Source organism: Bradyrhizobium diazoefficiens, assembly GCF_016612535.1.
In the GTDB taxonomy this organism is placed as follows: domain Bacteria; phylum Pseudomonadota; class Alphaproteobacteria; order Rhizobiales; family Xanthobacteraceae; genus Bradyrhizobium; species Bradyrhizobium diazoefficiens_C.
Map to the genome: position 1 here is coordinate 2,412,808 of NZ_JAENXS010000002.1, position 13,320 is coordinate 2,426,127.

Consider the following 13,320-nt stretch of genomic DNA (forward strand, 5'->3'; position numbering starts at 1 on the left):
GGTGTGACGCACCGCAAGCGGCCGAGCCGAGGAATTTTGTCCCTGTGAAAACGAGTCTTGAAACGCTGATTTTACCGGCCGGCGAGGCCGGCGCGGAAGCCGCCGCCCGGATATTGGCCGCCGGTGGACTGGTCGCGTTCCCGACCGAGACGGTGTACGGGCTCGGGGCGGATGCCGGAAACGCCGGCGCCATCGCCCACCTCTACGCCGCCAAGGGGCGGCCGGCGTTCAATCCGCTGATCGCCCATGTCGCCGACCTCGCCGCTGCGCAGCGGATCGGGCGGTTCGACGCGCGGGCCAAAAAGCTTGCGGAGGCGTTCTGGCCGGGGCCGCTGACGCTGGTGGTTCCGAAGACCGACGATTGCCCGGTGGCCGATCTCGCCACCGCGGGCCTCGACACCGTCGCGATCCGTATTCCCGCCCATCCCGTGGCGGAAGCGATCCTCCGCGCCTTTGGCGGGGCCGTGGTGGCGCCGTCCGCCAACATCTCCGGCCATGTCTCGCCCACGCTGGCGGCCCATGTCGAGAGCGATCTTGGCGGGCGGATCGACCTGATCGTCGACGGCGGGCCGGTCGAGGTCGGCGTCGAATCGACCATCGTCGGCTGCTTTGAGACGCCGATGCTGCTGCGACCGGGCGGACTGTCGCGCGAACGGATCGAGGCCGTGCTGGGCGTGGCGCTGGCGCGGCCGCCGGCGGAGGCCGGGAGCGACGACAGCCAGCCGCTGGCGCCGGGCATGCTGGCCTCGCATTACGCGCCGCGCGCGACCGTGCGGCTCAATGCGCAGGATGTTGCGCCGGACGAAGCGCTGCTGGCGTTCGGGCCCGCGCACCTGCCCGGCCTTGACGCTGCGTCTTCTGTCATGAATTTGTCGCCCGCGGCTGATCTCGATGAGGCCGCCGCCAACCTGTTCGGCTATCTTCGCGCTCTTGATGCGAAGGGCCCGCGGGCGATCGCGGTGATGACGATTCCCGAAGAAGGACTTGGCGAAGCCATCAACGACCGGCTGCGGCGCGCGGCAGTGGCGAGATAGGAGCGAAGAGACGAGACAATGAACATCAATAAATCTGCCACTCCTCCGCTTGCGCCCGAGCTGATCGACCAATTCCGCAAGATCGTCGGCGAGAAGCACGCGATCACCAACGCGACGGACATCGAGGCCTATGTCACCGAGGAGCGCAATCTGTTCCACGGCCGCTCGGCCTTAGTGCTGCGTCCGGGCTCGACGACCGAGGTCTCTGAAATCTGCAAGCTCGCCTCCGCGCACAACATCGCGCTGGTGCCGCAGGGCGGCAACACCGGGCTCGTCGGCGGCCAGACGCCGCACAACGGCGAGGTGGTGGTGTCGTTGCGCCGGCTCGACAAGATCCGCGAGGTCGACACCGCGTCGAACACCATGACCTGCGAGGCTGGCGTGATTCTTCAGATCGCGCAACAGAAGGCGGCTGATGTGGACCGGCTGTTTCCGCTGTCGCTGGGCGCGGAAGGAAGCTGCACCATCGGCGGCAATCTGTCGACCAATGCCGGCGGCACCGCCGCGCTCGCCTATGGCGTCGCGCGCGAGATGGCGCTGGGGCTGGAAGTGGTGCTCGCCGACGGGCGCGTGCTCAATGTGCTGTCGAAGCTGAAAAAGGACAACACCGGCTACAATCTGCACAACCTCTTCATCGGTGCGGAAGGCACGCTCGGCATCATCACGGCGGCGACGCTCAAACTGTTTCCGAAACCGCGGGCGATCGAGACCGCCTATGTCGGGCTGAAGTCGCCTGAGGCCGCGCTGAAGCTTCTGACCATTGCGCAGAGCGAAGCTGCGAACGCGCTGACGAGCTTCGAGCTGCTCTCGGAAATGGCGGTGGATTTCTCGGTCCGCCACGGCATCGACGTGCGCGATCCGCTTGCCGAAAAACATCCCTGGTACGTGCTGATGGAATTGTCCTCCGCGAGCGACGACGCCCGCACGCCGCTGGAGACGATCCTCGCCCGCGCCATGGAGGAAGAGATCGTCGACGATGCCGTGATCGCGGCCAACCTCACCCAGCGCAACGGCTTCTGGAAGCTGCGCGAGGAGATGTCGTCGGCGCAGAAGCCCGAGGGCGGCTCGATCAAGCACGACATTTCCGTTCCCGTAGCCGCCGTGCCCGCCTTCATCGCGGAGGCCAATGAAGCCGTGGTGAAGCTGATCCCCGGCGCACGGCCGGTGCCGTTCGGCCATCTCGGCGACGGCAATCTGCACTACAACGTCAGCCAGCCGATCGGCGCCAGCACCGCGGATTATCTGGCGCGCTGGCACGAGATGAACGCGGTGGTGTTCGCAATCGTGCTGCGCATGGGCGGTTCGATCTCGGCCGAGCACGGCATCGGCGTGCTCAAGCGCGACGAGCTTCCGCAAGTGAAGGACAAGACCGCGATCGAGCTGATGCACGCGATCAAGGCGATGCTCGATCCGCATGGCATCATGAATCCGGGGAAGGTGCTGTGAGCATGTCCGCGCTTACGATCAACGCGATCAACGATTCCGACGTCGAGAACGTCGTCGCGCTGTGGCAGCGCTGCGGCCTGACGCGCCCCTGGAACGATCCGCATGCCGACATCGCGCTGGCGCGGCGGCGCGACAATTCCACCCTGCTGATCGGCCGCGACAATGGTGCGATCGTGGCGACGGTCATGGTCGGCCATGACGGCCATCGCGGCTGGGTCTATTACGTTGCCGTGGATCCTGATGGCCGCAAGCGCGGCCATGGCCGAGCGATCATGGCCGCCGCGGAAAACTGGCTGCGCCAGGCCGGCATCGCAAAACTTCAGCTGCTGGTCCGTCGCGGGAACGCGCAGGCTAATGCGTTCTATCAATCGCTGGGCTTCGAGGAATCCACCTCGGTGATGTTCCAGAAATGGCTCGACGGCCGCGAGACCACTGCAAGCAACTGAGATCAAGCCATGACCATTTCCGACCGCGTCCGCATCAAGGACGTCCGCGTGCTCTCGGATGGCTGGACGCCACTGAAGAGCACGACGTTCGAGTACCGGCGCGCCAGCGGCGAATGGCAGACGCAGCATCGGGAGACCTATGAGCGCGACAATGCCGCCGCCGTGCTGCCCTACAATCGAGCGCGGCGCACCGTAATCCTGGTGCGGCAGTTCCGCCTGCCGGCGTTCATCCGCGGCTACGACGATCTCCTGATCGAGGCGGCCGCCGGCGTGCTGGATAACGCCGAGCCCGAGCTGCGCATCCGCGCCGAGGCCGAGGAGGAAACCGGTTATCGCCTGCACCACGTCCACAAGGTGTTCGAGGCGTTCATGAGCCCCGGCGCCATCACCGAAAAACTGCATTTCTTCGTCGCCGAGTATGAGCCAGAGATGCGCGTCAGCGCCGGCGGCGGCCTCGAACATGAAGGCGAGGACATCGAGGTGCTGGAGCTCGGCATCGACGAGGCCTTGGCGATGATCGCCGACGGCCGCATCATCGACGCCAAGGCGATCATGCTGCTGCAATACGCGGCGCTGCATATTTTCAGATAGGCGCTCCTTCACCTCTCCCCTCTTGCGGGGAGAGGTCGGAATTCAAGCGCAGCTTGAATTCCGGGCGAGGGGGACTTTCGACGAGTCTCACTGTCACCACGCTTGCCGAGACTCCCCCTCCAACCCTCTCCCCCGCCAGCGGGGCGAGGGAGCGCACCTGCTTCGCGGCGAGCCATTGCGCAACGCAATTCTGACCTGCATCACCCTGCCCGCTGTTGAGCTGCCCCCCGACTATCTCTAGTCTGTCGCCAACAAGAACCAAGGAGACGCGCCCATGTCCGCTCCGCGCGACGACGAATTCGGCTTTGCGCCCGACTACGATGCCCCCATCCCCTATATGCAGCGCACGCGGGACTATTACACCGCGATCGGATACACCACGCCGTATCGCTGGGCGCATCACACCGCGGCGCCGTTCCAGCCGCTGAAGAAGCCGCTGGCGCAATCGCGGGTGACGATCATCACGACGGCTGCGCCTTACGATCCGACCAAGGGCGACCAGGGTCCGGGTGCGGCGTATAATGGCAGTGCCAAATTCTACCAGGTCTATGACGGCGACACGTCGAAGCCACACGATCTGCGCATCTCGCATATCGGCTACGACCGCAAGCACACCACGGCCACCGACAACGGCACCTGGTTTCCGCTGCCGCAGCTCCTGACGGCCGCCGCTTCGGGCCGGATCGGCGAGGTCGCGCCGCGGTTCTTCGGCGCGCCGACCAACCGCAGCCATCGCGTCACGCTGGACACCGACGCACCGGAGATTCTGGCGCGCTGTCTGGCTGACAAGGTGGACGTCGCGGTGCTGGTGCCGAACTGTCCGGTTTGCCACCAGACCACGGCGCTGGTCGCCCGGCACCTGGAGGCTAACGGCATTCCGGCCGTGGTGATGGGCTGCGCCAAGGACATCATCGAGCACGCCGCCGTGCCGCGCTTCTTGTTCAGCGATTTCCCGCTCGGCAATTCCGCCGGCAAGCCGCATGACGTCGCCTCGCAGGCGCAGACGTTCGAGCTCGCGCTCAAGCTGCTGGAGACCGCGAGCGGCCCGCAGACCACAATGCAGTCGCCGCTGCGCTGGAGCGAGGATGCCTCCTGGAAGCTCGACTACAACAACGTTGCGCAGCTTTCGCCGGAAGAGCTGGCGCGCCGCCGTGCCGAGTTCGACAAGCAGAAGGAGCTCGCGCGCGGCAATCGCGCCGCCTGAAATTCTCCAATAACGATGATCAAAAAGGGAGAGCGACGTGACGCGACCGTTCGAGGGCGTGAAGATTCTGGACTTCACGCAAGTGCTGGCCGGCCCCTATGCGAGCTACCAGCTCGCGCTGCTGGGCGCCGATGTCATCAAGGTCGAGCGGCGCGAGGGCGAGGACATGCGCCGCACGCCGCTGTCACGCGAATGGGCCGAGCGCGGGCTGGCGCCGGCGTTCCAGGCCATCAACGGCAACAAGCGCAGCCTGACGCTCGATCTGCAAAAGCCGGATGCGATCGCGATCGTGAAGAAGCTCGCCGCGACAGTCGACGTCGTCATGGAGAATTTTCGTCCGGGCGTGATGGACAAGCTCGGCATCGGCTATGAGGCGCTGTCGGCGATCAATCCAAAGCTGATCTATTGCGCGGTGTCCGGCTTCGGCCAGACCGGCCCGGATCGTTTGCGGCCCGGCTATGACGGCAAGATGCAGGCGCTGTCGGGCATCATGGCCATCACCGGCCATCCCGAGACGGGCCCGACGCGCGCGGGCTTTGCAGTGTGCGACGTGCTCTCGGGCGCCACGGCCGCGTTCGGGGTGTCGAGCGCGCTCTACCAGCGCGACCGCACCGGCAAGGGGCAGCTCATCGACGTCTCCATGCTGGAGGCGACGATGGCGTTTCTGTCGGGGCAGATCGCGGACTGGTCGGTCGCCGGCCATCGCCAGCAGCTCTCCGGCAACCAGGCGGTGAGCCGCCGGACCACGGCGAATTTATTCAAATGCGGTGACGGGCACATCCTGCTCGCCGTCAACAACGAGAAGCAGTACCGCGCGCTGATGTCTGCGCTCGGCCGCGAGGATACGCTGTCCGATCCGCGTTTCGCCGACTGGTTTTCCCGCAACGAGAACGAGCCAGCGCTACGCGCCATCATCGAAGAGGCACTCGCGGCAAAGCCGGCGCGGGAATGGGAGACGATTTTGGAGGATGCCGGCGCGCCCTGCGCCAGCATCTGGAAGGTCGAGGAGGTCATCGATCATCCGCAGATCAAGGCGCGCGGCGCGATCCAGGAGCTCGACACGCAATACGGCCGGCTGCGCTTCGCCGGCAGCGGCTTCAAGCTCGCCCATGGCGGCGGCAAGCTCGACCGGATGGCGCCGGAGCTGGGCGCGGATACGGACGCGGTGCTCGGCGAGCTCGGGTTCGATGCGGCGGAGATCGCGGCGTTGCGGGCACGGGAGATTGTTTGAAGGGGCCTTCTAAAACAACGACCCCTGCCCGTCATCCGCCGAGCCAGTCGCTGTCTTCCGCACCAGTTTCTTCGGCTTCATGGCCTCCGCTTCCGCCTCCATCTCCTCCGCACTGATCGGCAAGAGCAGCTGCTCGTCGTCATTGGCGACGCGGTTGACGCGGGCGGAGACCGGGTGCCAAGCGAATTCGCCGATGCGCGGGGCGGTCATCAGCGGCAGGATCGAATCGATCTCGTCACTGCTGCAATCGAGCCAGCGCTCGAAATCGCGTGGGCTGATGGTGACCGGCACGCGGTCATGCAGCGCGGCCAAATCCTCGCCCGCCGCCGCCGTGACGATTGCGGCCGTATCGAGCTCCTCGCCGTTCGGCCCGATCCAGGTCTCGAACAAAGCAGCAAAGCCGAGCGGCGCTCCGTCGGCGTAACGGATGAAGAACGGCTGCTTGCGGCCATCGACCACCCTCCATTCGTAATAGCCGTCGGCCGGGATCAGCCCGCGCCGCCGGCGAATCGCCTTTTTGAACGCAGGCTTCTCCAGTGCGGTCTCGGAGCGGGCGTTGATCAGCAACGTAAAGCCCTTGGGATCCCTGACCCAGCTCGGCAGCAAGCCCCAGCGCATCAGGCGGAAATGGCGGGCCCCATTCTCGACCAAGACGACCGGAATCGGTTGCGTCGGCGCGACATTGTACCGGGACGGGAAATTCGGCTGCTCGACGTAGCCGAACAGTTGCCGCAAAGCCGCGGGGGCCGAAGTTATGACGAAGCGTCCACACATCCTAGCGCGACTATATAGGGTCCGTTCAGGTCCTTTTAACCCCGAACGTTAACACTGCGGCGGATGAGCTCAATGGCCTCGCAATCCGCGCGGACGCATGAACAGACGGCCTCCGAGGCGCAAGCCTGGGCCGAACGGCTGCGCGTGGCCAATATCAACCCGCGAACCGGGCTTGCCACCGACTATCTCAACCATTTCAATGAAGCCGTGATGCTGCTGGAAATGGTTCCGGACATGCCGGAATGCGCGGAAGACTTTTTGACCTGGTCGCCGCTGTCCTATGCCGAACATTTCACCGCCTCGAATTTCAAGGCACGGGATCTGGCAATCGAGGCCTATGAGAAGGCCGAGCCAAACGTGCGCGCCCAGTTCGACCACCTCACCGACACCATGACCTCGATTCTAACAGCGGTCGGCTCGGCCATGCGCGACGTCGAGAAGGACACGACCCGCGTCCGCCTCGCCGAGCAGGCCACCTCGTGGGTCAAGCCGCTGATCGCCGCCTGCGGCGGCATCATCAATGGCGGCGCGGAAGCCGACGTCGACACCATCATGGCGAACTGAGCCCGGTAGCTAGAGATATGGCCACGGTCGTCCAGCCCACCCATCCTCAGATCGCGGTCAGTGCCGCGATTTTTCGCGACGGCAAGGTGCTTTTGACCCGCCGCGCCCGCTCACCCGCCAAGGGCTTCTATTCACTGCCTGGTGGCCGGGTCGAATTCGGCGAATCGCTGCACCAGGCGCTGATCCGCGAGGTCGACGAGGAAACCGGGCTCGCCATCGAGATCGTCAGCTTTGCCGGCTGGCGCGAGGTGCTGCCGGCCACCCCTGGTGCCGGCCATTATCTGATCATGTCCTTTGCCGCCCGCTGGGTGGCCAAGGAACCCACGCTGAATGACGAACTCGACGATTACCGCTGGATCGCTCCGGACGCGCTCGGCAGCCCCGGCGACCTCAAGCTGACCGGCGGGTTGGAGGAGATCATCCAGTCCGCCCACCGGCTGATCGCCCCCTGACCGCCCGCCTTGCGTCATCAGCCCCGAGGGGGCATACACCCCGCCGATGTCGACGCGATTTCTGGCCATTTTTGCCCTGATTCTCGCCTGCGCTTCCGCGCCCGCCCGGGCCCAGGACGTGGCGGCGCCGTTCGACGCCGATTTGCAGCGGCTGGCCGAGATCCTCGGCGGGCTGCATTATCTGCGCGGCATCTGCGGCGCCAACGAGGGCAACAAATGGCGCAGCGAGATGCAGGCGCTGATCGACGCCGAAACCCCCGCCGGCGAGCGCCGCACCCGCATGATCGCCGGCTTCAACCGCGGCTATAACGGCTTTCAACAGACTTACCGGAGCTGCACGCCGGCGGCCACAGTCGCAATCCGCCGTTACATCGAGGAAGGCTCGAAGATCTCGCGCGATCTCACCGCGCGCTACGCGAACTGAGCTCTCGGGGACAACGTCATCGTCTTTGTTCACAGCCGTTAACCGTTCTTAAAGATGTGGCCTAGCGGTCGTTAATGCGCGTGCTACACCTCTTCGTGCAGCGCATCGCCGTGGATCGCGCCCCAGCCCTGATCGAGTTTCATGAGCCATCCAGTGTCCTACGCCCCCGCACGCGCGCCGCTGCCCGATCACGAGCAGAAACAGGCCGCACTGAGCTATCTGAACGAGGCCTGGGCCGAAGCGCGCCATGATGGCGTCGACGGCGACTGCCTGGCGCAGGCGAGCCTGTTTGCGGCGCTTGCGGAACTCGTTGGCACCTATGGCGAGGACGCGGTGGCGAAATTCGTCGAGGGCTTTCCCGCCCGCATCCGCAACGGCGAATTCTCGGTCGACCTCTCCAGGCAGTAAGCGCGCCGGATTGGCGTGCCTCAATCCGTCTCGATCGGTAGCCCGGGGTCCCTCGCCCATTCGCCCATCGAGGCATCGTACAGCGCGAGCTTGTCGTAGCCGAGCTGCGTCAGTATGAGCAGGTCGATGGTGGCCGAGATGCCGCCGCCACAATACAGGATCACGTTCTTGTCGCGCGTGACGCCTGCCGCGGTGAACTTCGCTTCGGCGTCCGCGAGCGTCGTCAGCGTCTTGTCGGCATTGGTGAGCGTCGCAGCCGATACGTTGACGCTGCCGGGCACCCGGCCCGGTCGCCCATAGCGGCTCGGCTCGAGGCCGTGATGAAATTGCGGCCCGAGCGCATTGACGATCACGGTCGAGGGATCGCCGATCCGCGCCATGACAGTGGTCTTGTCGACGAACAGGCCCGCGCGCGGTGCGGCCTTGAAGGTCGTGGCCGGATAGCCCATCGGTGCACCGGTCTCGACCGCTCGGCCCTCGTTCTTCCATTTGTCGAAGCCGCCGTCGAGCACCTGCGCGTCGACGCCGAGCGAGCGCAGCATCCACCAGAACCGCGTCGACCACATCATCGTGCCGATGCTGTAGAGCACGACGGTTTTGGTGGCATCGAGACCGTGGCGGCCGAAGGCGGCCTCCAGCTTGGCCACATCAGGCATCATGAAGAATTGCTGCGCGGATGTGTCGGAGAACTCGCCCTGCAGGTCGAGGAAATCGGCGCCCGGGATGTGGCCGGCCGCGAAGGACTTGTCACCGGGCACCGCGCGATACGGCACATCGCTGCCGGGTGGCACCGGCTCGTTGGTGGTCGTGCAGTCGTAGAGGCGGAGATTGGGGTCGCCGAGGATGGCTGCGAGTTGATCGGTGGTGATGAGGGATTGGGTCATCGAATGCTCTCCCATGATTCCCCAATGTCGTCCCGGCGAAGGCCGGGACCCATACCGCGTGATCTATCGGTGTACGAAAGCATTCGTACCAAGCGAAGGACTTGCAACCGCTGGACTTCGCCAAACTTCTTCCTGTGGTTATGGATCCCGGCCTTCGCCGGGACGACACCGCAGGTGTGGCACCGTTGTGCCCTTTCCACGCCTACTGCTTCAGCGTCTCCAGAAATCGCACCGGCTCGCCCTGCGCCGGCGTTACGAGTTCGCCCTGCCACATCACGCGGCGGCCGCGGATGAAAGTGCCGACGGGCCAACCGGTCACACGCACGCCGTCGTAAGGCGTCCAGCCGGCCTTGGACGCCACCCATTTGTTGGTGATGATTTCGCTGCGCTTCAAATCGACCACCGTGAAGTCGGCGTCGTAGCCGGCTGCGATCCGGCCCTTGCAGGTCATGTTGTAGAGGCGTGCCGGGCCGGCGCTGGTGAGATCGACGAAGCGGGCGAGCGAGAGCCGGCCCGCGTTGACGTGATCGAGCATCAGCGGCACCAGCGTCTGCACGCCGGTCATCCCGGAGGGCGAGGAGGGATAGGTCTTCTGCTTTTCTTCCAGCGTATGCGGTGCGTGGTCGGAGCCGAGCACGTCGATGATGCCCTGCTCGATGCCACGCCAGATACCGGCGCGGTGATCGGCGCCGCGCACCGGTGGATTCATCTGCGCCAGCGTGCCGAGCCGCTCGTAGCATTCCGGTGCCGCCAGCGTGAGATGATGCGGCGTCGCCTCGCAGGAGGCGACGTCCTTGTGGTCGCGCAGGAACTCGATCTCTTCCTTGGTCGAGATGTGCAGCACGTGGATGCGCTTGCCCGTCTCATGCGCGAGCTTGACCAGGCGCTGCGTCGCCATCAGCGCCGCGGTCTCGTCGCGCCAAACCGGATGCGAGCGCGGGTCGCCTTCGATGCGCAGCGACTTGCGGTCGTTGAGGCGGTACTCGTCTTCGGCGTGGAACGCGGCCCGGCGGCGGATCACCTGGAAGATGCGGCGCAGGCTCTCGTCGTCCTCCACCAAGAGCGCGCCGGTCGAGGAGCCGATGAACACTTTGACGCCGGCGCAGCCGGGCGCACGCTCGAGCACGGGCAGATCCTGCACGTTCTCGCGGGTGCCGCCGACGAAGAAGGCGAAATCGCAATGCATGCGGTGATGGGCACGTTTCACTTTGTCGGTGAAAGTGGCCTCCGTCACCGTGAGCGGCGACGTGTTGGGCATCTCGAACACGGCGGTGACGCCGCCCATCACGGCGCTGCGTGATCCCGTTTCCAGGTCTTCCTTCTGCTCAAGCCCGGGCTCGCGGAAATGCACCTGCGTGTCCATCACGCCGGGCAGGATGTGCAGGCCCTTGCAGTCGATCACCTCTGTGGCAGAGGCCTGCGTCAGCGGGCCGAGCTCAGCGATGCGACCGTTTGTGATGCCGATATCGCGAACACCCTCGCCGTCCTGATTGACGACGGTGCCGCCCTTGAGGATCACGTCGAAACGCTGGGTCATGGCTGGAGGCCTCTGTCATCCCCAAGCGCAGGGCTCGAGGTCTTGTCGTTTATGACTTGCGGGCTTACGTTCCGGAGCAACATGTCGCAAGAGATTTTCACATGAAATCAGCGTTTCTTCCCGACCGGGGCGTGGTCAAGGTCGCGGGCGAGGATGCGCGCAACTTCCTCAACGGCCTCGTCACGACTGATCTCGACAAGCTCAAGCCGGGCCTGGGGCGATTCGGCGCGCTGCTGACGCCGCAGGGCAAGATCGTCGTCGATTTCCTGATCACGGAAGCGCCCGCCGGCCACGGCGGCGGGTTCCTGATCGACTGCCCGAGGGCGCTGGCCGAGGGCCTCGCTACCAAGCTGAAATTCTACAAGCTGCGCGCCAAGGTGACGGTGGACAACCTCTCCGACAATCTCGGCGTGCTGGCGGCCTGGGACGGCCAGCTGGCGGCGCAGCCGGATCTTGCCTTTGCCGATCCGCGCAATGAGCACCTCGGCACTCGCATCCTGATCCCCGACAATCTCAAGCAGAAGCTGTCCGCCCTGATTGGCGCCGAGCTGGTCGATGCCGCCGACTATGAAGCGCACCGCATCGCGCTCGGCGTGCCGCGCGGCGGGCTCGATTTCATGTACAGCGACGCGTTCCCGCACGAGACCAACATGGACCGTCTGGCCGGCGTCGATTTCGACAAAGGCTGCTATGTCGGACAGGAGGTCGTCTCGCGCATGCAGCATCGCGGTACCGCACGCACCCGCAGCGTGAAGGTGCTGCTTGAGGACTCCTCGCCAGAGGCCGGCGTCAGTGTCATGGCCGGCGACAAGCCGGTCGGCACGATGGGCTCGTCGGCGCAAGGAAAGGGCATCGCGCTGGTGCGTATCGACCGGGTTGCGGACGCGCTCGATGCCGGCCAGCCGCTCACCGCGGGCGGCCTCACGTTGAAGCTGGCAGAACCTGACGTCCTCCGCATTCCCACCAAGCAGCCCATCGCATGAGCCGTGCTCCCCGCCTGCATCCCGACGGAAAGACCCGCTGCCCATGGCCCGGCGAGGATCCGCTCTACGTCGCCTATCACGACACCGAATGGGGCGTGCCTGAGTATGACGACCGCGCGCTCTATGAAAAGCTGATCCTCGACGGTTTTCAGGCCGGCCTGTCCTGGATCACGATCTTGCGCAAGCGCGACAATTTCCGCAAAGCCTTCGACGATTTCCAGCCGGAGAAGATCGCGCGTTACACCGACAAGAAGGTGCACGCGCTGATGAACGACGTCGGCATCGTGCGCAACCGCGCTAAGATCGACGGCACGATCCTCAGCGCAAAATCCTATCTCGAGATCATGGAGAAAGGCCCGGGCTTCTCGAAACTGCTGTGGGACTTCATGGACGGGCGGCCCAAGGTCAACGATTTCAAGACCACGGCGAGCGTGCCGGCTTCGACGCCTTTGTCGGCGCAAATCTCCAAGGAGCTGTCCTCGCGCGGCTTCAAGTTCGTCGGCCCGACCATCGTCTACGCTTTCATGGAAGCGACCGGCATGGTCAACGACCATCTCGTCGACTGCCATTGTCACGCAAGCTGCGGCCAGACGCAGCGCAAGCCGCGCCTCAAGGCCAAATGACGGCGAAGAAGACCGCACGCGCAGCGGAGTCCCGCGCCTGGCAGCGCATGCTGTCGGGCCGGCGGCTCGATCTGCTCGATCCCTCCCCGCTCGACGTCGAGATCGCCGACATCGCGCATGGGCTCGCGCGTGTCGCGCGCTGGAACGGCCAGACCATTGGCGCGCACATCTTCTCGGTCGCGCAGCATACACTGCTGGTCGAGACCGTGCTGCGGCACGAATGGCCAAAAGCCGATCGGCGCATGCGACTCGCCGCGCTGCTGCACGATGCGCCTGAATATGTGATCGGCGACATGATCTCGCCGTTCAAGGCCGTGCTCGACGGCCATTACAAGGCGGTGGAGAAGCGCCTGCTCGGCGCCATCCACATCCGCTTTGGCCTGCCGCCGGTGCTGCCCGAGGAAATCACGCAAGCGATCAAGACCGCCGATCGCGGCGCGGCGTATCTGGAGGCAACCGAGCTCGCCGGCTTCAGCGAGAGCGAGGCCAAGCGCCTGTTCGGCCGGGATCCCGGCCTCTCCGACAGCGTCCGGCGCGACTATCTGACGCCCTGGACCGCGGCGCGGGCCGAGAAGCAGTTTCTAGAGCGGTTTGGCGCCGTCTTTGCGTAGCACCATCACGTCTCAGCCCAGGGGTGGGCAAGGCGAAGCATGATGGTCGGCACGGCGCGATGCGCCTTTGCCCACCGTACTGCGGCCGCTATAATCGCCAAAAAGGTT

Annotated in this window: 16 protein-coding genes; 13 read left to right on the forward strand and 3 right to left on the reverse strand. The window is 65.3% G+C overall.

Annotated features, from left to right (window positions below):
• Positions 1-44: 44 nt before the first annotated feature.
• From JJE66_RS28170 to JJE66_RS28195, 6 genes are all read left to right on the forward strand, one after another.
• Entirely contained in the window at positions 45-1,034 is a 990-nt protein-coding gene (locus JJE66_RS28170) for an L-threonylcarbamoyladenylate synthase (protein WP_200517707.1), read from the forward strand.
• A gap of 18 nt (positions 1,035-1,052) precedes the next feature.
• The gene (locus tag JJE66_RS28175; RefSeq protein ID WP_200517708.1) at positions 1,053-2,480 is read left to right on the forward strand and encodes an FAD-binding oxidoreductase; all 1,428 of its coding nucleotides are present in this window, start codon (positions 1,053-1,055) and stop codon (positions 2,478-2,480) included.
• Positions 2,481-2,482: 2 nt separating this feature from the next.
• Complete coding sequence (locus tag JJE66_RS28180) at positions 2,483-2,926, forward strand: GNAT family acetyltransferase (RefSeq protein WP_200517709.1); 444 nt, start codon at positions 2,483-2,485, stop codon at positions 2,924-2,926.
• A gap of 9 nt (positions 2,927-2,935) precedes the next feature.
• A complete protein-coding gene (locus JJE66_RS28185; RefSeq protein ID WP_200517710.1) occupies positions 2,936-3,517 on the forward strand; it encodes a GDP-mannose pyrophosphatase in 582 nt (193 codons plus the stop codon).
• Between the two features lie 274 nt (positions 3,518-3,791).
• Positions 3,792-4,721, forward strand: coding sequence for a glycine reductase (locus JJE66_RS28190; protein ID WP_200517711.1), 930 nt, complete (start codon positions 3,792-3,794; stop codon positions 4,719-4,721).
• Between the two features lie 37 nt (positions 4,722-4,758).
• Positions 4,759-5,952 carry a CaiB/BaiF CoA-transferase family protein gene (locus JJE66_RS28195; RefSeq protein ID WP_200517712.1) on the forward strand — a complete coding sequence of 398 codons (1,194 nt, stop codon included), beginning with the start codon at positions 4,759-4,761 and terminating at the stop codon, positions 5,950-5,952.
• A 9-nt stretch (positions 5,953-5,961) separates the two neighbouring features.
• Here JJE66_RS28195 and JJE66_RS28200 read toward each other — a convergent pair whose 3' ends face one another.
• Positions 5,962-6,726 (reverse strand): SOS response-associated peptidase, encoded by a 765-nt coding sequence (locus JJE66_RS28200; RefSeq protein ID WP_200517713.1) that lies wholly within the window; start codon positions 6,724-6,726, stop codon positions 5,962-5,964.
• Positions 6,727-6,789: 63 nt separating this feature from the next.
• On the opposite strand from JJE66_RS28200, the gene JJE66_RS28205 reads away from it, so the two are divergent.
• The 4 genes from JJE66_RS28205 (at position 6,790) to JJE66_RS28220 (ending at position 8,574) form a co-directional block, all read left to right on the forward strand.
• Positions 6,790-7,290 carry a hypothetical protein gene (locus JJE66_RS28205; protein ID WP_200517714.1) on the forward strand — a complete coding sequence of 167 codons (501 nt, stop codon included), beginning with the start codon at positions 6,790-6,792 and terminating at the stop codon, positions 7,288-7,290.
• Between the two features lie 17 nt (positions 7,291-7,307).
• The gene (locus tag JJE66_RS28210; RefSeq protein WP_200517715.1) at positions 7,308-7,742 is read left to right on the forward strand and encodes an NUDIX hydrolase; all 435 of its coding nucleotides are present in this window, start codon (positions 7,308-7,310) and stop codon (positions 7,740-7,742) included.
• A gap of 46 nt (positions 7,743-7,788) precedes the next feature.
• A complete protein-coding gene (locus tag JJE66_RS28215; protein WP_200517716.1) occupies positions 7,789-8,166 on the forward strand; it encodes a TIGR02301 family protein in 378 nt (125 codons plus the stop codon).
• Positions 8,167-8,307: 141 nt separating this feature from the next.
• Positions 8,308-8,574 carry a hypothetical protein gene (locus JJE66_RS28220; RefSeq protein WP_200517717.1) on the forward strand — a complete coding sequence of 89 codons (267 nt, stop codon included), beginning with the start codon at positions 8,308-8,310 and terminating at the stop codon, positions 8,572-8,574.
• Positions 8,575-8,594: 20 nt separating this feature from the next.
• Here the strand turns inward: JJE66_RS28220 and JJE66_RS28225 are convergent, their stop codons facing one another.
• Positions 8,595-9,458, reverse strand: coding sequence for a sulfurtransferase (locus JJE66_RS28225; protein ID WP_200517718.1), 864 nt, complete (start codon positions 9,456-9,458; stop codon positions 8,595-8,597).
• Between the two features lie 202 nt (positions 9,459-9,660).
• Positions 9,661-10,995: a dihydroorotase gene (locus JJE66_RS28230; RefSeq protein ID WP_200517719.1), complete on the reverse strand. Its 1,335-nt coding sequence runs from the start codon at positions 10,993-10,995 to the stop codon at positions 9,661-9,663.
• Positions 10,996-11,096: 101 nt separating this feature from the next.
• Here JJE66_RS28230 and JJE66_RS28235 point away from each other — a divergent pair, with 101 nt between their 5' ends.
• The 3 genes from JJE66_RS28235 to JJE66_RS28245 are packed head-to-tail and all read left to right on the forward strand — an operon-like array spanning position 11,097 to position 13,212.
• Complete coding sequence (locus tag JJE66_RS28235) at positions 11,097-11,978, forward strand: folate-binding protein YgfZ (RefSeq protein ID WP_200517720.1); 882 nt, start codon at positions 11,097-11,099, stop codon at positions 11,976-11,978.
• Positions 11,975-12,601 (forward strand): DNA-3-methyladenine glycosylase I, encoded by a 627-nt coding sequence (locus tag JJE66_RS28240; RefSeq protein ID WP_200517721.1) that lies wholly within the window; start codon positions 11,975-11,977, stop codon positions 12,599-12,601. Before JJE66_RS28235 ends, JJE66_RS28240 begins: the two co-directional genes overlap by 4 nt.
• On the forward strand, positions 12,598-13,212 hold the full coding sequence (locus JJE66_RS28245) for a YfbR-like 5'-deoxynucleotidase (RefSeq protein WP_200517722.1): 615 nt from the start codon (positions 12,598-12,600) through the stop codon (positions 13,210-13,212). The genes JJE66_RS28240 and JJE66_RS28245 overlap by 4 nt, the downstream gene beginning before the upstream one ends.
• The last annotated feature ends 108 nt before the right edge of the window (positions 13,213-13,320 follow it).